Genomic DNA, 25339 nt, shown 5'->3' on the forward strand with positions numbered 1-25339 from the left:
CTTATGTTGCTCTATAAAAAAAGGCAGACCAACAGAGAGAATAGCATTGTAAATATAGACATGAACATCGCTACTTCAAAAAAGTTTTTTTAAAGATAAACTAAAACTAACTTCTGCAATGAATTTACCGAAATTTATCAGCTGCAATTTACGAATACTGTGCCCACCGAACCGCGCATTCAATCAAAAAAGCTTAGATTCTTATCAGCAATAATAGTGGTGTGGTCAATAAGTTATTGCCCAGGGTTATTTTTTATATAGTACCCATTACACATAATGCACTGAGTGTAGGCACATCTTTTCCGCCTTCATCCTCCAGTGTAATAGCAAAAGCCTGGGCATGAGGAATGTCCAGCATCTTACTCGCAATGTCTGCCTTTACGTCGAGTGGGAAAACTCCTGCACTAACGGGTTTACCATCAACCATTGCCCACAACTGATATTGCTTTCCTTTGGGTGCCGGAGGCAAATGTTCAATGCTCAGATAGACTGTCTTTGAGGACTGATCCCAAAATACCAAGGCCCGATAATCCATTTTATTCTCTACTCCCTTAAGTAGGATGGTCTTGATCGTAGGATTTTGAACAAGTGTCCATTTATCCTGCAATATCGCAAGCTTTTCTTGTTGAGCATCGAATAAGATCGCTGTCTGATTCAATTTATTTACGGACTCTTGTTTACGTTGATATAAGAATATATTTGTACCAATACTAACAGCCAACAATAGGCTTGCTGCAATGGCCCAGGTGTAAGATCGTTTGACAAATGCTTTCTTGTCGGCATTCATAACAACTACTTCATGAGGGCCGGCCGAAGAGTCCGATTGTGTTTCGATCACTTCCTCACCTTCGCTTGGTACGAGATTTTCCGTAACGAGCCTATTCCAAATATTTTGTTTCAACTGCATAGGCATTTCAATCGCTTGGTTATCGGCCAGCTGTTCGAGTGCTATCTCTGCTTCTGCGATGGCCTGTTCCACTTCGACATTATTTTTTCGAATACAGTTTAAGATACTCACTTCCTCTTCGGATGCGAGCCCCAAAACGTACGATTCAATAATCCCCGATGATATGTATGCTTTAATATCCAAAATTAACGGTACTCTTTTAGTAGTTGTTGTAACTGTATAAATGCTGCTCTGGTACGGGTTTTTACCGTACCAAGCGGAACATCAAGTTGTTCGGCAATCTCTTGTTGTGTATACCCTTCATAGTAAGCCATTTCAATCAAGATACGCCATTCTGGCTTTAATTTATCTAAAATAGTGCTAAAACCAATAAAATCTGACTTTATATGTAGCCCACCCTGACTTTGATCCTGTTCTTCTTCCCTATTTACGATATTTGAAAGTGGTTGGTTTTTCTGCTCGTTAACAATTGCTTTTGATTTTCGATGATCGAGTGCTGTATTACGGGCGATGTTAATCATCCAGGTATAAAGACGGCCTTTTGACTCATCAAAGACATCGATATACCGCCAAATTTTGACGAAGACGTCTTGTATTACTTCTTCTGCATGCTCAGTTGATATGACGATACGACAAACCACCCCAAAGAGCGCATCGGCATAGTGATCATAAAGATAACTAAAAGCCTGTTGATTCTTTTTCTTCAATAAAAGAATCAATGTCTCTTCAGAAAGATTGTGTAATGGACTCAAATTTTACGTTTATAATAGCCTAAAGATGATCATTAAAAATTATAAAAAAAAAGAGCTAAAATAAAATAAGTTAAAGTTCCTGTAAAACGAGTAAAAATACGTAGCATATTCCTTAGAACAACAAATGGTTACGTAAATGGCTTTATGATAACTGTAATTTTTTAAACGTTCCTTATCAAATTTAAACGTTCCTTATCCAATAAGATTCTCATCAATCAGCACGTATTTTAATGGAGAGATAGCCTGAAAAGGTTGCTTAAAAACTAGATGATAAAAAAAAATAGCGTTATGGTGAAAAATATTGTGTTCATAAACAGGATGATCCGTATTTAAAGCAGAGAATATATCTTCCATATTTGCAAGATATTACTTTGGTTTCTATATTTGTCCCATAAGAAATCCTAATGCGGAAGTGGCGTAATTGGTAGCCGCACCAGACTTAGGATCTGGCGCCGCAAGGCGTGGGGGTTCGAGTCCCTTCTTCCGCACAAAAAAATCCCGAACTTATCAGCTCGGGATTTTATTTAAAATTACATCTTCGCTCCATCAATTAGACAGACCATTCGAATGGTTTGGTACAAGGATCGCATTCAAATTTTAAGACCTTCCCTAGACTTTTGGCTTTTTTACCTTTTTTTACAAATACATAAGCCAAATCAACATATTCTTCTACTTCCATCCCACTTTCATCTCTGCCTTTTACGATAACAGAATAATATTTTCCGTCGGAATCTTTCTTATAAAAAACTTCATTCACCGAGATCTTTTTGGGAATTTGGTTATCGCAGCAGCTGCACCACAAAATAATAACAGGCTCTTTCTTGAGGTAAACAACAGCGGCTTCGGCCTGCTTCTGTGTAAGGGCCTGCAGTTGGTCCGCTTTCGAGAATAAAGCTGCGCATAGCAACAGGGAAAGAAATACGATCTTTTTCATATATTTTTTGAGTTTAAAAGAATCTATCCGCAAAGACTATGCCTTTAGCTACTAAAAGCTAATTGTAGTCTATGTTGCGAAGAAAGGTCTGCCTATTTTTCCCAAACCAATGCACTTGCCCCGAGAATTGCTGCATCGGCTTCTTCCAATTCACTAAAGACAAGTTTCACTTTATTCCTAAACAAAGGAAAAAGATTTCTTTCCATATGCAATTTAGCGGGCTTCAATATAAAATCTCCGGCTTTAATGACACCGCCAAATAAAAGAATTGCTTCAGGAGATGAAAACATCACAAAATTAGCCAACGCCTCACCAAGCTTCTGCCCTGTATATCGGAATACTTCGATGGCAATTGCGTCACCCTTCAACGCACATTCATGAACAGTTTTGGAATTTATAGCATCTTCAGGATATTGATTTAACATCGATTCGGGAAATTCAGCCCGCATTTTCTTTGCCGTGATGGTTATTCCAGTAGCGGAAGCATAGGCTTCTAAACTTCCCTCAGAACCTGTGCTCCAATGTTTTCTCCCCCCGGGTTTCACAATCGTATGACCTAACTCCCCCGCAAATCCGTCATGCCCATAAATAAGCTTCCCTCCAGCCACAATACCACTCCCGACACCTGTACCCAAGGTAATCATAATAAAATCTTTCATTCCTCGAGCTGCGCCAAAAAGCATTTCACCATAAGCCGCGGCATTGGCATCATTGGTGATGGTACAAGGAATACTAAACTTGGTAGTCATTAAATCACTGAAATGAATGACGCCCTTCCACGGAAGATTGGGCGCATGATCTATTGTTCCAGTATAATAATTTGCGTCTGGCGCTCCAACCCCAATTCCATCGAAACTGTCTTTGCCACCAAAATTTTCAATTAAAGGAAGTGCTTTTTCATACAGCGCATCAATAAACTCTTCTACTGTCTCATAATCATCTGTTTTTATGCTTCCTTTTTCAAGCACTTCACCGCGATGATTGACCACGCCAAACTTCGTATTGGTCCCCCCAATATCTATTCCCAACGCCACGCGTCTTGATAAATCTATTAACGACATTTTTATTTATGTTTCTTAATTTTAAAATTACTAAAATATAATATTTTATGAGCACTCGACAAAATCTTCTTGCCAATTAATTTTAATCTGCCGACCTTTTGTTGTGTGACGAATCCGCTCAGCAGCCGATGCGCCAAACATCGCTGCGATATAGCCTATCATTAAAAAACGGCTTCTCATTGCCTAATATTTTGTAAAATTAGCGATAATGATCAAATTTACTTGCTGCTGAATTAGAATTTACCGTCATTTGTGTCGTCGATTTATTAGCTTAAAAAATCGCAGCTCATTATTCGTGATAGGATTGATACAGATTCAATTAATCGAAGCAAATAATATACCCTATTTTATTCGTACTTTGCGCGTATCGCCAGATTGAATTATTGAAATCATACAACATTAAAAAACAATGAAAAAACTAACACTTGCCTTAATTTTCTTGGCTGGAATCTACTCTCAGCATGCAGAAGCGCAAATAGGAGATACAAGTTCGGACAAAGGTCTTGATTTGAGCTTAATGGACAAATCGGTACGTCCACAAGATGACTTTTACAATTATGTGAGCGGGACCTGGATGAAAACCGCTAAAATCCCTTCCGATAAACCTACTTGGGGAAGCTTCAATAAATTGGCAGAAGATACGGACAACAATTCGATGAAAATTCTGAACTCTCTATTAAAAGATAAATTTCCTGAAGGCAGTGAGGGCCAAAAAATACAGGATTTGTATGCTTCCTATATGAACTTAGAGAAAAGAAATGCCGAAGGTATTAAACCCATTCAGGGGAATTTAAGCAAAATCGACGCCATCAAAAACTTAAAAGATCTTCAGAATTATTTAATATCGGTAACAAAAGAAGGTGAAAACAACTTTTATGGTTGGGGTGTATACGCTGACTTGAAAGATTCCAAAATGAATGCGGTCTATTTAGGCGATGCGACTTTAGGATTAGGAAGAGATTATTATCAAAAAGAGAATGAGAAAAATACAGAAGCTATTGCAGAATACCAAAAATATGTAGCTTCAATGTTAAAAGAATTGGGCTATAAAAATGGTGATGCTGCCGCAAAAGGCATCGTTGACTACGAGAAAAGTATTGCTAAAACCTACTTGACCAATGAACAGAGCCGAGATAATACGCTGCAGTACAATCCGCAGACTATGGATGAACTAACGGCATTGGTTAAAAATGTCAATTTACCTGAGTACCTTAAAAAAGTAGGTGTCAACACAGAAAAAGTAATTATTGGAGAGTTAGGTTATTACAAAAACTTCGACAAGTTGGTCAATGCTCAAAACCTTCCTATCATCAAGGATTACTTAAAATTCCATATGATCAACGGCAGTGCTTCTTATTTAAGTGAAAAATTAGGCGATATGCGCTTTGCTTTTTATGGCAAATATTTAAGAGGTCAACAAGAACAACGCGCATTAAATAAAAGAGGATTTGAACTGATCAATTCCACATTGGGTGAGGCTTTCGGCAAACTCTATGTGGATAAATATTTTCCAGCAGAAGCTAAAGCCCAAATGGTAGAATTGATCGACTACCTAAAGAAAAGCTTTGCTGTCCATATCAACGATTTGACTTGGATGTCTTCCGTCACAAAAGGCAAAGCGCTTGACAAACTAAACAAATTTACCGTAAAAGTCGCCTATCCGGACAAATGGAAAGATTATTCTAAATTAAATATTCTATCTGAAAACAAAGGGGGTAACCTGTATACGAACCTTCAACATATTACCACTTGGCGATATGAAAAGGATCTGGCTAAAATTGGAAAAGCAGTTGATAAATCAGAATGGGGCATGACTCCGCAAACCGTAAACGCCTACTACAATCCGGTAAACAATGAGATTGTGTTTCCAGCAGCTATTCTGCAGCCTCCATTTTTCAACGCTCAAGCTGATGCAGCGGTCAATTTCGGCGGTATAGGAGCTGTGATTGGCCATGAAATGAGCCATGGATTTGACGATTCGGGAGCACAATTTGATGCGGACGGAAACTTGGTAGACTGGTGGACACCAGAAGATAAAGCGAATTTCGAAAAAGCTACAAAAACACTGGCTGCTCAATACGATAAATATGAACCTGTAAAAGGTACGTTCGTTAACGGTACGTTTACAAACGGCGAAAATATCGCAGATTTAGGCGGGGTCAACATCGCCTATGATGCGCTTCAAATGTATTTAAAAGATAAGGGAAATCCAGGCGAAATAAGTGGATATACGCAAGATCAGCGATTTTTCCTCAGTTGGGCAACTGTATGGAGAACCCTATCCAGCGAAAAATATATGATCAACCAAGTTAAGACTGATCCACACTCCCCTGGATATTTCAGAAGTTTTGCCCCACTGATCAATGTGGATGCTTTCTACAAAGCATTTGACATTAAACAGGGCGACAAACTCTACAAGTCTCCACAAGAAAGAATCAAAATCTGGTAATAAGCAATATACAGGAGCTGTCTCATAAAAGGCAGCTCCTGTCGTTTTGTTTAATCCAACAGCGATTACTTTTGTGCACCAACCAATTGTGCACCAACCAAGCCCAATATCGAAAGCCCCACTAGTAACATTTCTTTTATAATGCACTAAATCATTTTAGTATACTTATATTCATAATAGAAATACCAATTAAGTATACCATGATAAAAACCCGAACCTCAATTTTTGCACTAGTACTATCGTTCTTCAGTTGGATGAATGCTTTGGCACAATATCCCCAGCTTTCTACCCCATGGACCGAAACAGCCCAGAAAACACAGATTCCACTTTCCGAATATCCCCGTCCTCAAATGGAAAGGAACGAGTGGCTATGTCTAAATGGTAAATGGGATTATATCGGAGGTAAGGATGCTCCAAATGCGCTGAACCCTGTGGTGCCGATTTCTTTTGATAAGAGTCGGGAAAGTATTCTTGTCCCCTATTGCCCAGAATCCTATTTATCTGGAATACAGCGCAAACAAGAAATCAACCTCTGGTACCACAGGAATTTCGAACTACCTAAACATTGGAAAAGGAAAGATATTATACTTCACTTTGGCGCAGTGGATCACGATGCGACCGTATTTGTAAATGGAAAAAAAGCGGGTAATCATTCAGGTGGTTACGATTCCTTTCGGATCAATATCACTGAATTTCTAAAGCCTGGCACCAATAATATTGTTGTAGCCGCGCATGATAGGAACGACGGTAAATACCCTTCGGGCAAAAATGGACCTCGCGGCGACTATACGTTTTCCTCTGGAATATGGCAAACGGTATGGATTGAGCCAGTCAATAAAAGCCACATACAGGGAATCAAATTGTTGCCTAAAGTAGCCGAAAGTCAGCTAAAACTGCAGGTCAATACCTCCCAAAAGTCAAAAGTTACAGCCATTGTTTCGGTAGACGGAAAAGAAATTTCAAAAATGGTACTACAAGCCGGTGTTGCGTCTAATATTCCTATAGATAATCCTCAACTTTGGTCTCCTGACTCTCCTTTTTTATACGATTTAAAATTAAGTATCCACGGGGAGAATGGAGAAATTGTCGATGAAGTTAAGAGCTATTTTGGCATGCGTGATATTAAACTTGGTCAGGTAAACGGAATTGTAAGGCCTTTATTGAATAACAAATTTATTATGCAGCTTGGTTTGCTAGATCAAGGATACTGGCCTGACGGAATTCTAACAGCTCCTACCGAAGATGCCCTAAAATACGATATCGAATTCACAAAAAAAGCTGGGTATAATCTCATTCGTAAGCATATGAAAACTGAGCCCCAACGGTTCTATTACTGGGCAGATAAAATGGGGCTGCTCGTATGGCAGGATATGCCCTGCCTCTGGTATCCGGAAGAAGATACAACGATTTATCGCAAAGCTTTCCGTGATGAATACAAAGCCATTATTGACGACCATTACAATTCGCCATCCATCATCGCCTGGGTTCCGTTTAACGAGAATTGGGGAGCTTTCGATGTGCGCAATATTACAGCGTGGACCAAACAATACGACCCTTCTCGATTAGTAAACGGGAACTCGGGATTTAATAACAATCCGTCCTATCAAAAAGCCTATGGCGACCCTGGAAATGGTGATTTTGTTGATACGCATATATACGTTGGTCCTCAAGGTGCTTCCCAACCCGACGAGAAAAGAGCAGCCTCGCTTGGTGAATTTGGCGGTGTAGGTCTATTTGTCCGTGGTCATATGTGGCCTGTCGAAAATAATGCCTATGCCTACGAGCCCACGATAGGTGCCCTTACAGACCGCTATATATTCCTCATGGATAATATCGAGCAATTGCTCCGATACAAAGGTCTTAGCGTCGCAATTTATACGCAAACGACCGATGTCGAACACGAAGTCAATGGACTATTGACTTACGACCGTAAAATACAAAAAATGGATCTTGAGAAAATTAAAGCGGCAAACAAAGCCGTGATTAAAGCGGGAAATGAATTGAATGAGTAGGATTAAAAATATCCAAACGATTCGACTTAAACTGCTGTTCTTTTTGCAATAAGTGTTAAATGACTATTAAATAAAACACTCTTATGGCAAAATATTCAGAAAAAGCATCCGAAAAAGTTGAAAAGACGATGCATGAAATGAAGGAAGGAAAATTGAAATCCGGCAGTGGAAAAAAAGTGACCTCCAAAAAACAGGCTGTTGCTATTGGCTTATCCGAAGCCCGGAAGGAAGGCGCCAAAGTCCCTAAAAAGAAATCCTAGCATGTATACTAGGATTTCTTTTTAATCAAATTAAGCTGTTTACATAAAAAGCTATAGTAGCGATTTTTTCTCTTCTTTATCATCATAAGGATCTGACAGAACATTTTGACTATCCTCCGCATGTATAAAATTTTGATTGACATCGACCGGCGTATAAATATGGACACTGTTTCCATTTCTCTTTTTGAGATAGTATTGAATCTTTGTTGTGTCTATATTAGTTACATCGGAAGCTGTCCAGATCATTTTACGACCTGTACCATCAATTGTGATTACGGTGTCGTTACCACGTGCGATAATGCGCTCAAGTCCTAATTCACTTTTTCGATCACCTTCCCTTGTCAATAAATGCGTATTTCCATCTTTATCAATCATTCTGATCGGTTGGTTATTGTTGCATCCAACCAAAAAGAGGAAACTAAATAGTAAAAATGGAAGGGTCGTTAGTGTTATTTTCATATCGTTCACAGTAAAACTCAATATCGTTTAACGACGAGACACAAAGATACTGCCAAAATACCGATGGCTCAAAAGATAATGACCTGATTGCAGAAAACTTCGATTAATCGAGGCTATTCATCGTGCCTTAAACTTCGTTTGAGATGATAAAACTGAAGCAGTATATGATCGTACCACAAAGCAAACAAAAGCATTACTGCTGGTAGTAGTAATGTTTGCAGTTTAAAAAATTGAAACATAAAACCTCCGACTATCCCTCCAATAAAAAAACCTGCAATAATCATTAGTTTAAGAAAAATACTTCTGTGTAGTTTCACTCGTTCACCAGCTTCTTTATAAAAAAACAGCTGTGAAATTTCGATGCCCAAATCAGTAAACAATCCGGTCAAATGTGTCGTTCTGACAACGGACTTGGACACTTTCGTTACCAAGGCATTTTGAAGTCCCATCGCAAAAAGCAGGGCGAATGAAATGACCGTTATAAACGATGGTTCTATTTGGACGGAAACTGGGAGAAGTCCTGCAGAAATCAAAATAATGGATTCTATACAAATTGGGATGATATAGGCATTATGGGATTTCTTTTTTGCGGCCAATTCAACAATAAAACCTGAAACAGAAGCCCCGAATAAGAAGAAGCCGATATACCATAGATAAATCAAGGCCATTTTATAATTCGTCAAAATCAATTGCTCAGAAAAAAAAGCAAAGTGCCCCGTGACATTTGTGGTCAACGTGTTAAGTGAAAGAACTCCTGTAATATTAACCAACCCTGCAACACAGGATAAAATAGAGGCTAACTTCAAATTGTGGATGTAATTCCTTCCTCTTCCTTGGTGTCTAAACATTTGAATTAAACTTTATGTCCTACATTATCCTTCATTTTACCCACATGCCTCTGAATGGGATTTACAAAACGTTGTCCGTCATCAGCATTCGCCAAAGGCGCATCATGTTGTTATCTTAGCCAACAAGTGATAAAAACTAGCCAAAAATACGAATACATTAATTCAAATCGAAAGGATTAAGATCATATAAAAAGACATCAGATTTTTAATAAATCATCAAATGAGCTGTTTCGAAAATAAGGCGTTTTAAACCAGTTAGCATACGATTTAAAAACTTTGTAACAATTCGCTTAAACTTTAAAATTTGCATACCAAAATCACTTGTATCATTTTTAAAGTTTAATTACATTTGCTTCCAGCGATGCAAGGAAAATTCCATCAATATGTGTTCAGCGTATTTTACGCAATACTTATCAGTTTTGGCTGGTATGCTATTTCCACACCAAAATATTCATCTGCCTTCCATCTGCATGCTGCCAATCACCACAGTCATCAGGTAGAAAGCGGAGGTTTTGGAACCAAAGTCATTCGCAAAACTAAACGTCATCGGCACGAAAAATTAAGAGCTTACTTTTCAGAAAATGAAAATGAAAACGATGACACAGGAAACGATTCCAATAGCCCAAATTTATTCGCACTCGCAGGAGACAGTTTTGGCAATATAATAAACGATTTCCTCCCTCAATTTCATAATACGCTCACCGCGGTTTCGCTTGCAAATACAACACCTTTTACTCTCCGCAAAAACGCACTATATATCCATTACAGTGTATTCAGGCTGTGATTCTTTAATACTTTCTTAAAAAACATAAAAATAGCTTTCAAAATCACCTGAAAGCAGGTCACACTATTGTTCAATTTTTCGAAAATAATTAAAAACTATCATCATGTTCATGAGAACCTTCATGTATACAAGCCTGTGCCTTATTATTCTATCGACAAGCTGCCAGTCAGAAAAAAAAGAGAAAAAAGAAGCTGCAGTTTTCAACGTTACCACCCCTTTAGTCAAAGACACCATCGTCCATAAAGAATATGTGGCTCAAATCCGTTCCATTAACCATATTGAACTCCGCGCGCAGGAGAAAGGTTACATTCAATCGATATTTGTCGACGAGGGTCAATTTGTACAAAAAGGACAACCCCTCTTTAAAATCATGCCCAACCTTTATGAGTCCGATGTTAATCGCGCCAAAGCCGAGGTAAAATATGCTGAAATCGAATATCAGAATACCAAAAATCTGTCTGAAAAAGATATTGTAGCGCCGCAAGAAACTGAAATGGCAAAAGCAAAATATGAAAAAGCCAAAGCTGAATTAGCCGCTATGAATACGCATCTCAAATTTACGGACATCGTAGCACCATTCTCAGGAATCGTGGGTAAGCTTCATGTCCGTAAAGGAAGTCTTGTCGATGAGGGCGAGTTGATCACAGAATTGTCCGACAATAGTAAGATGTGGGTTTACTTTAATGTCCCCGAAGTGGAATACCTCAATCAAATGGACGAAAAAAAAGACAATAGCCCGCTGCATGTACGGTTAAACATGGCCAATGGAAAAGAATTCGGTCATAAGGGGATTGTCGAGACCATCGAATCAGACTTCAATAATGAAACCGGAAATATTGCCTACAGAGCGACTTTTCCTAATCCAAAAGGCTTATTACGTTATGGCGAGACGGGGAATATTGTCATTACATCGCCCTATAACAATGCGCTTATGATCCCCCAAAAAGCGACATTCGAGGAGCTTGAAAAAAAATATGTATATGTTATTACAAAAGATAATAAAGTAAAAGCTAGAGAAATAAAAGTTGCTGCCGAACTGCCGCATATCTATGTTGTTTCTTCCGGATTGGGCAAGGACGAAAAGATTCTGCTGAATGGACTTCGAATGGTACAAGAAAACCAGACTATTGAATCCAAATATCAGACTCCGGAGAAAGTCATGTCAAACTTAGATTTATATGCAGAGTAATTAAAAAAGCAGCATCATGTTTAAAAAAGTAATACATCGACCGGTATTTGCTATTGTCATATCGGTTGTCATCCTATTTATTGGAGGTCTGGCTATCAAGCAACTTCCTACCGAACAATTTCCGAAAATCGCACCAACCACTGTTGCGGTATCCATAGCCTACCCCGGAGCAAGCGCGGATGTACTTGTAAAATCCTCACTGATCACTCTTGAGAATGCCATCAACGGGGTGCAAGGAATGCGCTATATCGCCACCGATGCAACCAGTGCAGGTGAAGCGACCGTAAACGTCGTGTTTGACCCCGGCACAGACCCCAACGATGCCGTCGTATTGGTAAAAACCCGGGTGGATCAAGTCATGCCACTTTTGCCCGAACTTGTCCAAAAGGAAGGGGTCGTCGTTAATCCAATTCAGCCCAGTATGCTGATGTACGTGAATCTTTACAGTACCAATAAAAGTATGGACGAAAAGTTCCTATACAATTATGCAACGGTAAATATTATTCCCGAAATCAATCGTATCCACGGCATCGCCAAATCGCAAATTCTCGGTAGCCGTAGATATGCTATGCGCGTCTGGTTAAATCCTGATCGCATGCGCGCCTATAGCTTGTCGGTTGATGAAGTGATGAAAGCAATAGGAGAACAAAGTATCATTGGCCGCCCCGGCCGACTGGGACAAAGTTCAGGTATCGCCGCGCAATCGCTCGAATATGTGCTGACTTACAAAGGGCAATACAATACACCTGAAGAATACGAAAATATTATTGTTCGTGCGAATGGCGATGGAGAAAACATCAAGTTAAAAGACGTGGCTAAAGTCGAACTGGGAAGTGAATTTTTTGATATCTATTCCAATTTGGACGGGCATCCGTCAGCATCGATTGTATTGAAACAAAATTATGGCAGCAATGCCAATGACGTAATCAAAGATGTAAAAGCCAAACTTGCAGAAATGAAAGGAAACTTTCCGCCGGGTATAGACTATAAAATCAGCTATGACGTATCCCAATTCTTGGATGCTTCTATCGAACAGGTGATGCATACGCTGCGGGATGCTTTTATTTTAGTTGCCATCGTGGTTTTTATTTTCCTTGGCGACTGGCGTTCGACTTTAATTCCGATCATCGCTGTACCCGTTTCACTCATAGGTACATTCTTCGTCATTCAATGGTTCGGTATGTCGATCAACTTGGTCACCCTATTTGCTTTAGTCCTCGCCATCGGGATTGTCGTAGACAATGCCATTGTCGTCATCGAAGCAGTACATGCCAAAATGGAAGAAAGTTCGATCTCCCCATATAAGGCCGTAAAGGAGGTTATGGCTGAAATCGCGGGTGCTATTATCGCCATTACAGCTGTTATGGTAGCGGTTTTTATTCCTATTTCGTTTATGACGGGTCCTGTCGGAACATTTTATCGGCAGTTTTCAATTACTATGGCAAGTTCCATCGTAATATCGGCAGTTGTAGCGTTAACCCTCACTCCTGTGCTTGCCGCGATGTTATTAAAAAACAACCATGGTAAACCAAAAAAATCGAACATATTCACCAAATCTCTTGACGTTTTTAACCGTACCTTCGATAAAATAACCGGCAAATATGCCACGTTACTGCGCAAAATTGCCAGCCGAAGAGTCGTGACGTGGGGGATCTTAATCGCTTTCTGTGTCGGTATTTTCGTCATTAACAAAACGCTTCCGGGAGGTTTCATACCTAGTGAAGATCAAGGTACGATTTATGCCATTATTCAAACGCCTCCAGGATCAACACTGGAACAGACCAACAAGCTTTCCAGAGAACTCCAAAAGATCTGTCAAGGCGTAGATGGTGTAGAATCCGTTTCATCACTAGCAGGATATGAGATCATGACGGAAGGACGAGGATCGAATGCCGGAACCTGTCTTATCAACCTCAAAACCTGGGGTGAACGTGAACATTCTGTTAAGGAGATCATGGAAGAACTGGAAGAAAAATCTAAAAATTTAGGCGCCACAGTAGAGTTCTTCGAACCTCCGGCAGTTCCGGGTTTCGGTTCCTCAGGAGGTTTCTCCATGCGCCTGCTCGACCTCAATCGGACTACGGATTATCAAGATTTCGATAAAGTGAATAAAGCATTTATCGCCAATCTTAAGAAACGTAAGGAACTTACTGGAGTCTTTACCTTTTTCGCTGCCAACTACCCGCAATACGAATTGGTTTTTGACAATAATGCGGCTATGCAGAAGGGCGTCTCTATAGGTAAAGCCATGGATAACCTCAATATCCTTATCGGCAGTACATATGAACAGGGGTTTATCCGTTTTGGTCAATTTTTCAAGGTATATGTACAATCTTCGCCAGAATTCAGAAGATTACCTTCTGATATCATTAACCTTTACGTCAAAAACGATCATGATCAGATGGTTCCCTATTCGGCCTTTATGACCTTAAAAAAAACACAGGGGCCAAATGAGATCACACGTTACAATATGTACAATTCTGCCGCCATCCGTGGACTTCCGGCCAATGGATATACAACGGCCGATGCTATTCAGGCAATCAACGAAACCGCAGTTCAGACTTTACCGCACGGCTACAAGGTGGCTTGGGAAGGTCTCTCCTACGATGAGGCGCAACGTGGAAACGAAGCTATTTATGTCTTTCTAGTCGTCTTAGTTTTCGTTTATCTTGTACTTGCCGCGCAGTATGAGAGCTTCATCATTCCATTTGCGGTTCTCTTGTCACTACCTGTCGGTGTATTTGGTTCCTTCTTCCTCTTAAAAGCTATGGGACTTGAAAATGACATTTATGCACAGGTCGGGCTGATCATGATTATTGGTTTGTTGGGTAAAAATGCGGTGCTTATCGTAGAATTTGCCGTGAAAAGGCGACAAGCCGGCGACAGTATATTAGAGGCAGCAATTGAGGGATCACGAGCACGTTTTAGACCTATTCTCATGACCTCCTTTGCCTTTATCGCTGGACTCGTTCCACTAGTCTTTGCCAGCGGTGCCGGTGCCATAGGTAACCATACCATAGGTGCATCCGCACTCGGGGGTATGCTCGTCGGAACAATCTTTGGCGTTATCGTTATCCCTGGACTCTACTATATTTTTGCAAAATTGGCTGACGGAAGAAAAATGATTCAAGCCGAAGACGATTCACCATTAAGCGAAGACATGATACATTATGAATAAGAATAAATTATATCACTATATAGGTTTCGCGCTTTTCTTGCTTAGTCTTGGGGCTTGCAAACCACTCGAAATCAAACAACGTACCGAAAATAAAAAAGTCCCTGAAACATATGAGAATGCTGACAGCGACACCTTGAATATTGGGAAAATTAAATGGAAAAACTATTTTAAGGACCCCAATCTACAAGGACTTATCAGCCAGGCATTGGCAAACAACCAAGAGCTACATATTATGCTTCAGGAAATTCAAATTGCCCAAAACGAAGTAAGTGCCAAAAAAGGTGAATATCTGCCTTCTGTTGGTGTAAAAGTTGGTGCAGGCGTCGACAAAGTAAGTCGGTATACGAATATTGGAGCGATGGAAAAGAATACAGAAATCGAACCCGGCCGCGAAATGCCTGAACCACTATTTGATTTTGGAGTTGGTGTACAGGCACAATGGGAAACAGATATCTGGGGTAAACTCCATAATGCAACGAAAGCTCAGTTACAGCGGTATTTTGCAAGTGTGGAAGGCAAAAATTTTATGGTCACTCATCTGATCGCTGAAATTGCAGATTCCTACTATGAACTTCTTGCACTGGACAATGAACTCCTAGTTATTAATGAGAATGTTAAGATTCAAAACGATGCACTGGCTGTCGTCAATGACTTGAAGAAAAATGCACGATCCAATAAGCTTGCTGTCAAAAGATTTGAAGCGCAGATTTTGAAGACACAAGGTATGCAGTATGACATCAAACAGAAGATCACCGAGACCGAGAATAGAATAAATTATCTCGTCGGAAGGTTTCCTCAGCCAGTTCAAAGAGATCAAGGCGCATTCGACCAACTCGTTCCGCAAACTGTTTATGCAGGTGTCCCCGCTGACCTATTGGAGAACAGGCCAGATATCAAGCAGGCGGAGTTTGAACTTGCTGCATCCAAACTGGATATTAAATCGGCCAAAGCGCGGTTCTATCCTTCTTTGGACATCGCTGCTGGAGTTGGATTTCAAGCCTTTGATCCGACTTATCTTATTAAACCAGAATCTTTTCTTTCTTCCCTCGTTGGTGAAATCACGGCTCCTTTAATCAACAAAAGGGCAATTAAAGCCGCTTATTACAGCGCAAATGCGCGGCAGGTTCAGGCTGTTTACCATTATGAGCAGACGATTCTGGCTGCCTACATCGAAGTTGCTAATCAGCTCTCCAAAATTAAAAATCTGGAGAGTGGCCTACAGATCAAGACCAAGGAGGTTGATGCATTAAATGAGTCTATTGGTATTTCCAACGACCTCTTTAAATACGCCCGCGCAGATTATATGGAGGTTCTACTGACCCAACGTGATGCGCTGGAATCTAAATTCGAGCTCGTGGAAAAAAAGGTCAACCAACTCAAAGCAAGCGTAGCGATATACAGATCCCTGGGTGGCGGATGGGACTATCGATAGTACACTTTTTAATTTTTGTTTTTATATGTTGGGGACTTACCGTGTGGTAGGTCCCCTTTTTTCTAAGTCATAACTTTATTCCACTACCACTTCTTTCATTTTCTCGTTCCCATAGTACATCGGGAAATACATCAATTCAGCCTTCGCGGGGTTAACTGTATAAGTTCCGCTATACCGAGGTAAAAGCTCGATCTCAAAGGTATGCGTACCTTTACCTAATTTATTGCAGAAAATGACAACACGATCCTTGAAATGCTCTCTATGCGCCTCGGTTTGATAGTATCCATTGGTTTTGGTTTCATAAGAACATCCCGCCGGTATCGGAACTTCAATCTGCACATACTCCGCTTCACCAGTTAATGTTACGCTTGCTTCAAGTTTTACAGGCTTCCCTTCCTTGAGCGCCGCTACCGTAGCACCATTGTCCTTAAATCGTGTTGCCACAGCGAGGCCCTTTTCCTTTTCTACGGCAGGATCTGGATTCCAGAAATTTTGATAGGCTGTCACAAAAGCCGGCTCCGTCCCTTCTTTCCGCACTTTAATCTGTTCATCCGGCTTAAAGCTTTGCGTATACGGAAATGTCGTGATACGTTTGCCATTGACAATCATTACTGGTGGTTGAAAAGTTTCTCCCGCCTTTAGCAAATCAGGGAGAATGCTTCGTATGATACGGGAAGATTCGTAGATATTATACCATTGATTTTGCTGCCGCTGCGCGAAAAAGTAATTACGGATATTTTCTAAATCCGAATCATGACCACCAATTGATTTTAAGACATTATAAGCCAACAGTGTATTCTCAGTATTGGTTTCCGTAGGTCGCATAAAAAATCCCCCTTTCTGATTCGTTGTAGCTCCAGAAGTCCAATAAATTCCCCCTAAGATAGCCTTTGAGGAATATTTAAGCACAGTATCTGCCGCATGTGAATCCTTAAGCCCCAGTTTTGAGATCAATAGATATTTCAACAGTTTGTCCTTAATGGTTTTACTTTTCAGTTTAGTATCAATTTCGAAGAAATAGCTTTTGTAATCTGTTTTAGGATCCAACCGGAGCAGATATATCAAGGAGCTAAACAAATTCTCTTTGGCCCCGTGAAGCTTATCTTTATCCACTAGAAGATCCAGCGAAGCCAAGCTGCTTTTCAATAGGGTCTTTTCACGTTCTGCATAGATCTCCGTATCAATTTCAACCTGGTATCCTGCTTCGCGGGCATCCAACAGTACCCCGACCACATAGTTGCTGATCCAAGTTACAGTTTCACTCTTGTTCCACCAGCCCCAGCCCTGATTGGAATTTTTGTTTTTCTGTAGCTCCTTCAGGAGCTCCTTTATTTTCTTATCCTCAGTAAAAGGTTTACGGATTAATTTAGCTAGCTCCTTTTTCGAAAGTAATGCACTTAATTTGGAAGCCATCTGCTCATTGCAGAGAAATTTGTAACGATCAATGAATTCGATTTCCCGTTGTAAAAATTCCAGTGAATTTGCTTCAGCATGGAAGGTTACTTCACCAAGCGACGGTGAAGTTTTCAGCACATACTCTGCCGTACCGTTGAGCACTTTAAAATCTCCTTCATGTTGTTCAAGCCCCTTTTCAAAAATCGGAATGCTACGCTTTTCACCATCAAAATATCCGTTGGACAATCCGATCGAATAAGCAAGTTGGACGCTGTCCCCCTTATCGGCAATAACCGGTATAGGATCCCGATAGGACTTCGCAATTTTCAACCTTGCCTCCTGTGTTGTTAGCCCATTATTGATGGTACGCAAGAGCTGTAGGCTGTCGCTAAGATAATTAACAACCCGCCCCATGGCTGTAAACTGATCACCTCTGATGGCAAATCGCGGAGTCGCCAAATGTGCTGAAACAGCCTTAAACGATTTTATACTTAATTCTTTGCTGTCTGCAAAATTTTTCGCTCCCTTCGCTATAAAGAATGTCCGCCAATTGGTGATATCATCCGGATAGGTCGCTTCAAAATTGGCTTTTCCCTGGACATCGGTAGTGAGCTTTGGCTGCCAGAATGCATCATCGCGGAAGTTCACGCGCATCGTATTTCCAGATTCCAAATAGGGCATATCCACAGCACCTGTCGATGTCGCAGATGCTCCAGCTTTCATCTGAACCATCACCACGCCATTGGCGGCCCGCGCACCGTACAATCCCAGCATAGATTGATCTTTAATCACATTCAATGACGCGATAGTCGATGGATCAAGACTTGAAATATCACCTTCAAAAGGGACCCCGTCCACTAAAATCAATGGTTTTTCATTGGGGGCCGGACTAGCAGCGCCACGAATACGAATCCCTGCTACAGCCCCCTGCAGCATAGCTGTAGTCACCCCATCCATCCTAGCATTGATCGATTTCACTGCCGCAGTCAATGATTGCCTTTTTTGGACGCCATACCCCACAACAACCACTTCATCCAATTGATTTTCGCTTGGCTTTAATTCCACGAAATAATCTTTGCCACTGGAGACTTTGACCGTAGCGGTATTGTACCCTAAAGCAGCAATCTCAAGTACCGTATTTTTGTCATCGGAGAGCTCAAGTTCCAAACTACCGTCAAAACTGGTAAAGTATTGCTTTTTCGTATCCCGATCACTCACTTTAGCCCCAATTAATGGCGTATCACCATCATAAACTAAGATCCTGGCGACCTTATTATTCTTTCTTTTCGCGCTAAAGCCTTCCCGGTCGATTTTTAAGCCCTGCAGATCGTTTTCTTGTCCAGTCTGGATAGCATCCCGCAATGGATTCTCCACGGTACGTACAATAATTTCATCGCGTACAAGTTTGTAAGCTAACCGAGCTGCTTGGGATGTCTTAGTCCATTGGATAGCGTCTAGTTTCAAATAATTCATTCCCTGGGCTTTGAGCTCGACTGGCAAACTAAAGGAAGTTGAATCATCCTTTACAATATGCAAAGTAACCTCGCCGACCGGAAGATCTTCAAACGTTCGATGTCCACCGTAAAAGAGCCTAAAGTACATCCGCTCTTCGACATTCGTCGGCTCGATAAAGATCAATGTAGGTCGAATGCTTTTTTGTGAAGCATCATTGCCCAACATTAAATTAAGTTTAAAACCAGCATCTTCACGTTCTCTTTTCACCGTAGCAAACTGTGCAAGTCCAGTACTGTTTTGCATCGTCTCCCTAAAACGCTGCTCGACATTTGCCTTGATATCCTCCACCGACCATACTTTCTCCAGAAAATCTAAACTTGGTTTATAATCATACAGATCCAGCCGGATAAGATTACCATCCCAGCTTTTTTGCTTTTGATAGTTTTTATAGATGCTATATTGATAGCCGCCCTCGATTTCAAACCGGCCAATTTTCGATGTATCCACCATAAGCGTACCTATTTTGGACACACCATTGTACATTTCTGTTCTTGGAAATGGCCCCGCCATCAGCGGAACGGGGACCTGTGTCCGCAACCGATTATTGTAAACGGTTCGCTGTACCGGATTGAGGTAATAGAGATCTCCAGCTGTTTGGATATATGCTGGTCGCTCGATCAGCACATTACTATTGGGTAATTGCCAGGCTCCAAAATTGTTGGTCACGGTGATCAACTGTCGCTTCAATTCGGCCACTTCTTTATCGAAAAGCTTACTCTGTTGCTCTTTTGGCAATCGAAGAACCGAAATATGGCCTTTTCTCCATGTTTTGTCGGGGTAATCAAAACCAATCGTATTTCGTGAAGCATTAAAGGACACAATCACCTTTTTCCCCTTTTCAACGTAATACCCCTCTACCCGAATGTCACGATCCTTGGTTCTAAACCTAAAATCATGCTGCCCTGGAGTAACCTCAAAAATAGTAGGATTATTTTGCTGATCTTGCTTCGCATAGCGCAGTACACCGTCTATCCAAACCAAATGAATCCCTTGTACAGCACCGTTTACCACGATGTAAGGGGATACCTGACTCTTAACAGCATCGAGTGGAAGAGACTCCTGAAAATAGACATCTGGATATAAGAATTGATAAAAGGGAATCGTATCCAACTGCATTACTTTAGACCATTTCACCCAATCTTGCAGCGCTCCCTGATAAACTTTTTCATCATCATCCAAACTAACATGAAGATTTTGCTTGATCTCCGCCCTACGCATCAGACCACCGACAGTAATCGCTGGCGCAGCGGCTGACTTAAACTTTGAGGTAAAACCATAGGCTGTGATATCGACATCTTTCAAGGGTTTACCCTCCTTATCCGTAACAGAAAGTTCGAACATAGCCTTCTGTCCTGGATATACTGTGGTAGCCGTGTTAACTTCCAAATTCAAATTTTTCTCCACATAGGGCAATTCCTCGCGAATAACTTTAGATCTTCCTCCAAAAAGGTAAGTGATCTCCAAGCTATACCCCTCTTTTCCACCGGCTAAAAATGCACGATTCAATTCGGTGTCATAGCCCGCAGCAATCATACGACCAGCCCGATGGACTTGATACCAAAATGGAATCCTAGCAGGGTTATCGACATGCAATAGCACCGAATCCGCAGTGCGGTAAAATTGATAATTCAGTTGTACCTGCTGCTGGCTGTCCAGATCGACACTTTTACTAAAACCATTCGACTTAACAACAATTTCTTTGGACTGCCAAGGTATTGAAACCAGATTAGGTAAACTTACATTTTCAGCCTTCAGCACTTCATTATGTTCTCCTAATATCTTGAGCTCAGCATATGCTGGCTGCTCGACGCCCTTTTCAAAGTAGCTCAGCGCTGCATGTCCATCTTTGACAATAATACGGATTTCCTTTTCGCGGTTAAGTCTATTGAGATCAAGGCTTCGCTCTATTCTTTCATTATCCGAACTTAAATAAGTACCAATAACGCGAAAGGAAATGCCAATGTCAGGCGGAAAAATTGAATCCGGTAATACAATCTCCTTCTCTGCCACATCTGCAAGCGAAACACTTGTTTGCCATAAGGTATCTGGAATAAAATTGACCTTATTAGCTTTTAAACCATGTATAAAAACCGGACTAGCCACCACCTGTAAAGCGACTTTCCCATCGTATATGGGCATTTCATTTTCATTTAATGCTTTTAGTTTCAGCCGCACGCTGTCTCCTTTGGCATAATCTGTCTTTTCAGAAGTCATCGTAAAACTTAGGCTTTTTAGTTCATAGTCTTCGTATCGGAAATGCTGTCGATGCAAGACTAGTTTGGTTTTTGGAGATTCCAAAGAAATCCAATAATTTCTATCCAGAATAAGGCCTAGTCCCTTCAAATCAAATGCAAAGTTATACATGCCCGGACGATAAGGCGCTAGGCGCGCCAAAACGGTATCCTTCGCATAACCATATCCTCCCGATAGACGTACGACAATAGAATCGCGATTAGGTTTCCATTTTGTTTTCTCCAGATACGCTTTAAATTTAACTTGCTCATTTTGTTTATACATCGGTTTATTAAAAACCATAAAACTTTCTGTACCACCAGTTTCTTTTTTATGAAAAATCCGCTGAATTTTAAACCGAGTTCTGAGCCAGCTGTTGCTGATTTTTTTCCATAATGACACCTTATCTTTATGGGGCCAGCCCCGTTCTACAGTCAGATAATGATAGACACCCTTATGTTCAATACTGACGATATCGTCACTATTTGCGTTGGCAGCTTTATAATAATGGAACTTCTTATCGAGTGACATGCGACGTCCGTTCACTTTTACTTGCGCGTCTTCTATAATCGTTCCCAAAGAATCGTATAGACAAATCGCAAAAGCTTTCGCAGGAATAATTTTGACATACAGGTTATCGCTGATCAACTCCCGATACATGAGATCTGCTCCATTAGCGCGGACCTGTACATAGTTACCAGGTGGTAACACCGGATTTGGGTCTCCAACCTTATATTTTACAACAAAATTGCTGAGCATAGCTTCATCGAATTTTCTTCCATCCAAATGAATCTTTTTTAAAATCTCAGGGCTTAGCTTATAAATATAATAGTCAGAAGAACCGCGCGGACTATCGAATAAGCTCGATTGTCCACAAAGTACAGAAGCATACAACACAGCTAAAAAGCATACTACAATTGATTTCCATTTCATGTATAAATACTGGCTAAATTCTTTTAAAAATAAATAAAATTACCTAAAGCCAAGCACTAGATTCTTTCATTCAGTACTTCAACTTTTGGGCAGGGATGCTGAGAATATCATTATTCCATAAATCAAGAAAAAATACAACATCAACCGCTCTTTAATCGAAGCTGCAACTTCAATGTCTGAAGAAAAATCAACAGCGCCCGAACGGGGGCAGCGATTATGCTGACACACTCTTGTCACTCATTGGAGTTATCTTTGTTCATAACCCAGTGGGAAGTAGGATCAAATTTAAAATCATAATAAAAAAAAAATGGATACGTTACAACAATTAAAAGCAGAGTTAGCGAATGAGTATCAAATTACAAGAAACTTTATCGCACTTTTTCCGGTTGGAAAGAATGAGTATGCACCACATCAGAAAAGTATGAAAATGATGCGTTTAGCAACGCACATAGTCGAGGTTTTTGAATGGCCTAGTACAGTTTTAAAAACCTCAGAACTTGATTTTGCCAAAGTTCCTTACGCCCCTACAAGCCTATCGACATCGGAAGATCTTTTAAAAAAATTGGACGAAGCATATGAAGCTGGGATAAATGCCTTAGAAAAAGCGCAAGAGGAAGACTTGAGTGAAAGCTGGGCAATTAAAAATGACGGCCATGTATTGGCAAGTTGGAGCAAATATGAGGCGATTCGTCACGCATTAAATCAGATTACACATCACAGGGCACAATTAGGCGTGTATTATAGGCTCAACGATATTCCTTTACCAGCGAGTTATGGACCCTCTGCGGATTCGCAGAATCTATAGGCCAAAAGTGCGTTGACCCAACCTACACTTTTGAAGGAAAGTGTAGGTTTTCTTCAAAAAAATCCGATTTTCAAGCGGATCATTAAAGCGCAAACTTAAACTGTCATATCCTTTCCCCTATTTTCTTCCAGCACAAGCATAAAATCTAACAAGCACTTTTTCTTCGCAAAATGATTATCTTCCAACAAATTCTTGTACATGGAAATGGCATTCAATAGGATTTTTAAATTCTCTTCATTATAGCGATCTACATAAAAATATAACTGTTCATTGCTTGTATAGCTAACTAAGGAATCGAACAAACCCTGTTCTAAGTTGTTTTTGCTATCAGGAAGTTCGAGCAATACCACAAGATGCTTCTTAAATTTCTCTTCACTTCTTTTAAGATCGCTTATTTTAAATTCAATATCGGAAAAAGGAAGCGCCTGATATAAAAAGGCAGTGTTCTTTACCATCTCATTATATTGGATTTCTCCAGCTTCGTAATCGCTATTAAACGCAACAAAGTCCTCATATTTTTCATCAAATTCTGAGCGTTTTCCCTGAACATCCGCGAGCTGTTGAAAGTAATAGTGAATCTCCTGATGATAATCTGCAATTTTCTGTTCCATACTACTGATGTCAGCCGTTATATTTTGAAGTAATACGATTGCGTCTGAGACTTTATATTTTTTACCATCATAATCGAACGTTTTTACCTTTATTTCACCCTTACTAATTGCTTCAACAACATATCGATCATTTTTCAAACTATTGAGTTCATAAAGTGCTTCAACTCTATTTTCGGCAAATAGTTCTTTAAACGATGGTTGGATCTGCTTTTGGGATAGCGGGGACGCACCACTTCGTACGGGATGAGTATAGTCGTAAAAGTCATTGAATTTCTGATCAAACGCGTACCGATCTATCCGCTTTTCAAAATCCTCCGTAAATTCGGTTAAGGCTAAAGGTGATGGTATCTGCTCATACTGGATCGCCGAGAATAATTTATCAGAGATTTGATTAGCCACTGCAGCCTCATTAGAAAGCAACGCAATAGCTGGCTCATTGTTGGTCTCCTGTTTTACAATATTGAGTGTCTGTAATGCTTTTACCCGATCTTCATCCGAAGGATGGGATGACCATTGGTTTTCAAGATTTAATTTTGATTTATCATACTTTTTTAATGTTGCCATTTCAATCTGAGGCAGACCGTTCCGAATCTGATACCTATTCCTTTCCGCAAACATCTGCATGACACAGCTGTGCTCGGGATAAATGTTATTGCTCTTTATATTTTCAGAAAATTTGATATCATAAAAGTTGAGCACAACTGTCAGTGCATGATTGGCAAAACTCAATCTCAATAGGGAATCGGCCAATGCCTGAGACCCTGCCACATGTGCAGCTATTTCATCTGCATGGAATTCCATCTCTCTAGATAATGCCAAATAATTGATATTGACATATTCATAAAGATGCTTCAAGATGTTCTGAATCTGTCGAATGATAAAAACAGATATACCAATAAAAATACCCGAGTATCCACTGATATTCCCCCATTTTTCAAACATACTATTAAGCGATTCATTCTTATAAAGCATATTGTAAATGATTTGATTGACATGATAGACATAACTTCCAACTTTCATGCTTCTCTGTGAAAAGTGACCAAATTCATGGGCAAGAATAGCCTTCAATTCCTGTTGCGTAACGGCATTGATCAATCCTACACCAATCTGCAGGTTTTTGCGAATAGGCAAAAACATACTCCAGAAACTAGAGTCATAAAAAACAGAAGCATTCACATCATGCGCCAAAAACACCTTCTTCGGAAAGTTGGTGTGAACCTCTTTTACCACCGTATGAATGAGTGCAAATAATTGTGGTTCGTCGTGTTCAGCTATCTGCGTGAGATGCCCCGTATCCACTTTTGTCGACGCAAAAATAAATTTTAATAAAAAGTAGAGTATAGTCAAACCTGAAGCGAATAGTCCCAAACATAATACTGCAGTTAAAAATATAGGTTTGGCAATAAAAATCAATCCCCCCAATAAGGTAAAACCAACCGTTATACCTATTGACAATAGCAAAAGGGCAACATAGCAGACGGCAAAAACGACAATAGATAAGATTGTTTTGCGCGCATGTTTTCTAAAGTTTGTAGATACTTGTACGTTCATAAATTGTTAATAGTGCAAGGTTAATTAACTAT

The 25339-nt window shown here is 40.2% G+C and carries 16 protein-coding genes and 1 tRNA gene; 9 read left to right on the forward strand and 8 right to left on the reverse strand.

Going from position 1 to position 25339, the window contains the following annotated elements; translation table 11 throughout:
* Positions 1 to 253: 253 nt before the first annotated feature.
* Together J2X77_RS10390 and J2X77_RS10395 are read right to left on the reverse strand one after the other, a co-directional pair.
* Positions 254 to 1090: an anti-sigma factor domain-containing protein gene (locus tag J2X77_RS10390; protein ID WP_209577982.1), complete on the reverse strand. Its 837-nt coding sequence runs from the start codon at positions 1088 to 1090 to the stop codon at positions 254 to 256.
* A gap of 2 nt (positions 1091 to 1092) precedes the next feature.
* Complete coding sequence (locus J2X77_RS10395; protein ID WP_209577981.1) at positions 1093 to 1659, reverse strand: RNA polymerase sigma factor; 567 nt, start codon at positions 1657 to 1659, stop codon at positions 1093 to 1095.
* Between the two features lie 406 nt (positions 1660 to 2065).
* Here J2X77_RS10395 and J2X77_RS10400 point away from each other — a divergent pair.
* Positions 2066 to 2147 (forward strand) — tRNA-Leu (locus J2X77_RS10400).
* 62 nt (positions 2148 to 2209) lie between these two features.
* Here J2X77_RS10400 and J2X77_RS10405 read toward each other — a convergent pair.
* Both J2X77_RS10405 and J2X77_RS10410 read right to left on the reverse strand, forming a co-directional pair.
* Complete coding sequence (locus J2X77_RS10405; protein ID WP_209577980.1) at positions 2210 to 2593, reverse strand: hypothetical protein; 384 nt, start codon at positions 2591 to 2593, stop codon at positions 2210 to 2212.
* Positions 2594 to 2685: 92 nt separating this feature from the next.
* Complete coding sequence (locus J2X77_RS10410) at positions 2686 to 3654, reverse strand: ROK family protein (protein ID WP_209577979.1); 969 nt, start codon at positions 3652 to 3654, stop codon at positions 2686 to 2688.
* Positions 3655 to 4063: 409 nt separating this feature from the next.
* Between J2X77_RS10410 and J2X77_RS10415 the strand changes: the two genes are divergently transcribed.
* From J2X77_RS10415 to J2X77_RS10425, 3 genes are all read left to right on the forward strand, one after another.
* A complete protein-coding gene (locus J2X77_RS10415; RefSeq protein WP_209577978.1) occupies positions 4064 to 6103 on the forward strand; it encodes a M13 family metallopeptidase in 2040 nt (679 codons plus the stop codon).
* 200 nt (positions 6104 to 6303) lie between these two features.
* The gene (locus J2X77_RS10420; RefSeq protein WP_209577977.1) at positions 6304 to 8115 is read left to right on the forward strand and encodes a glycoside hydrolase family 2 protein; all 1812 of its coding nucleotides are present in this window, start codon (positions 6304 to 6306) and stop codon (positions 8113 to 8115) included.
* A gap of 83 nt (positions 8116 to 8198) precedes the next feature.
* On the forward strand, positions 8199 to 8375 hold the full coding sequence (locus J2X77_RS10425) for a DUF6496 domain-containing protein (protein WP_209577976.1): 177 nt from the start codon (positions 8199 to 8201) through the stop codon (positions 8373 to 8375).
* Between the two features lie 51 nt (positions 8376 to 8426).
* Here J2X77_RS10425 and J2X77_RS10430 read toward each other — a convergent pair whose 3' ends face one another.
* Positions 8427 to 8834, reverse strand: a complete 408-nt coding sequence (locus J2X77_RS10430; RefSeq protein WP_293884801.1) for a hypothetical protein — start codon at positions 8832 to 8834, stop codon at positions 8427 to 8429.
* Positions 8835 to 8947: 113 nt separating this feature from the next.
* Positions 8948 to 9682 (reverse strand): YoaK family protein, encoded by a 735-nt coding sequence (locus J2X77_RS10435; RefSeq protein WP_209577974.1) that lies wholly within the window; start codon positions 9680 to 9682, stop codon positions 8948 to 8950.
* Positions 9683 to 10043: 361 nt separating this feature from the next.
* Here J2X77_RS10435 and J2X77_RS10440 point away from each other — a divergent pair, with 361 nt between their 5' ends.
* The 4 genes from J2X77_RS10440 to J2X77_RS10455 all read left to right on the forward strand — a co-directional run bounded on the left by J2X77_RS10440 (position 10044) and on the right by J2X77_RS10455 (position 16265).
* On the forward strand, positions 10044 to 10466 hold the full coding sequence (locus J2X77_RS10440) for a hypothetical protein (RefSeq protein WP_209577973.1): 423 nt from the start codon (positions 10044 to 10046) through the stop codon (positions 10464 to 10466).
* Positions 10467 to 10569: 103 nt separating this feature from the next.
* Entirely contained in the window at positions 10570 to 11655 is a 1086-nt protein-coding gene (locus tag J2X77_RS10445; protein WP_310080662.1) for an efflux RND transporter periplasmic adaptor subunit, read from the forward strand.
* Positions 11656 to 11671: 16 nt separating this feature from the next.
* Entirely contained in the window at positions 11672 to 14833 is a 3162-nt protein-coding gene (locus tag J2X77_RS10450) for an efflux RND transporter permease subunit (RefSeq protein WP_209577972.1), read from the forward strand.
* Positions 14826 to 16265, forward strand: coding sequence for a TolC family protein (locus J2X77_RS10455; RefSeq protein ID WP_209577971.1), 1440 nt, complete (start codon positions 14826 to 14828; stop codon positions 16263 to 16265). Before J2X77_RS10450 ends, J2X77_RS10455 begins: the two co-directional genes overlap by 8 nt.
* Before the next feature lie 75 nt (positions 16266 to 16340).
* Here J2X77_RS10455 and J2X77_RS10460 read toward each other — a convergent pair whose 3' ends face one another.
* Positions 16341 to 22340, reverse strand: coding sequence for an alpha-2-macroglobulin family protein (locus J2X77_RS10460; protein WP_310080665.1), 6000 nt, complete (start codon positions 22338 to 22340; stop codon positions 16341 to 16343).
* Positions 22341 to 22647: 307 nt separating this feature from the next.
* Here J2X77_RS10460 and J2X77_RS10465 point away from each other — a divergent pair, with 307 nt between their 5' ends.
* Positions 22648 to 23145, forward strand: coding sequence for a DinB family protein (locus tag J2X77_RS10465; RefSeq protein ID WP_209577969.1), 498 nt, complete (start codon positions 22648 to 22650; stop codon positions 23143 to 23145).
* Positions 23146 to 23240: 95 nt separating this feature from the next.
* Here J2X77_RS10465 and J2X77_RS10470 read toward each other — a convergent pair whose 3' ends face one another.
* Positions 23241 to 25307 (reverse strand): M48 family metallopeptidase, encoded by a 2067-nt coding sequence (locus J2X77_RS10470; protein WP_310080667.1) that lies wholly within the window; start codon positions 25305 to 25307, stop codon positions 23241 to 23243.
* Positions 25308 to 25339: the final 32 nt, after the last annotated feature.

The sequence above is a fragment of the Sphingobacterium sp. 2149 genome (genome assembly GCF_031455655.1).
In the GTDB taxonomy this organism is placed as follows: domain Bacteria; phylum Bacteroidota; class Bacteroidia; order Sphingobacteriales; family Sphingobacteriaceae; genus Sphingobacterium.

Excerpts from the sequence above, each read along its gene's own strand:
- J2X77_RS10405 (WP_209577980.1), bottom strand. The coding sequence starts at position 2,593 with ATGAAAAAGATCGTATTTCTTTCCCTGTTGCTATGCGCAGCTTTATTC.
- J2X77_RS10410 (WP_209577979.1), bottom strand. The coding sequence starts at position 3,654 with ATGTCGTTAATAGATTTATCAAGACGCGTGGCGTTGGGAATAGATATT.
- J2X77_RS10415 (WP_209577978.1), top strand. The coding sequence starts at position 4,064 with ATGAAAAAACTAACACTTGCCTTAATTTTCTTGGCTGGAATCTACTCT.
- J2X77_RS10420 (WP_209577977.1), top strand. The coding sequence starts at position 6,304 with ATGATAAAAACCCGAACCTCAATTTTTGCACTAGTACTATCGTTCTTC.
- J2X77_RS10425 (WP_209577976.1), top strand. The coding sequence starts at position 8,199 with ATGGCAAAATATTCAGAAAAAGCATCCGAAAAAGTTGAAAAGACGATG.
- J2X77_RS10430 (WP_293884801.1), bottom strand. The coding sequence starts at position 8,834 with ATGAAAATAACACTAACGACCCTTCCATTTTTACTATTTAGTTTCCTC.
- J2X77_RS10435 (WP_209577974.1), bottom strand. The coding sequence starts at position 9,682 with ATGTTTAGACACCAAGGAAGAGGAAGGAATTACATCCACAATTTGAAG.
- J2X77_RS10440 (WP_209577973.1), top strand. The coding sequence starts at position 10,044 with ATGCAAGGAAAATTCCATCAATATGTGTTCAGCGTATTTTACGCAATA.
- J2X77_RS10445 (WP_310080662.1), top strand. The coding sequence starts at position 10,570 with ATGTTCATGAGAACCTTCATGTATACAAGCCTGTGCCTTATTATTCTA.
- J2X77_RS10450 (WP_209577972.1), top strand. The coding sequence starts at position 11,672 with ATGTTTAAAAAAGTAATACATCGACCGGTATTTGCTATTGTCATATCG.
- J2X77_RS10455 (WP_209577971.1), top strand. The coding sequence starts at position 14,826 with ATGAATAAGAATAAATTATATCACTATATAGGTTTCGCGCTTTTCTTG.
- J2X77_RS10460 (WP_310080665.1), bottom strand. The coding sequence starts at position 22,340 with ATGAAATGGAAATCAATTGTAGTATGCTTTTTAGCTGTGTTGTATGCT.
- J2X77_RS10465 (WP_209577969.1), top strand. The coding sequence starts at position 22,648 with ATGGATACGTTACAACAATTAAAAGCAGAGTTAGCGAATGAGTATCAA.
- J2X77_RS10470 (WP_310080667.1), bottom strand. The coding sequence starts at position 25,307 with ATGAACGTACAAGTATCTACAAACTTTAGAAAACATGCGCGCAAAACA.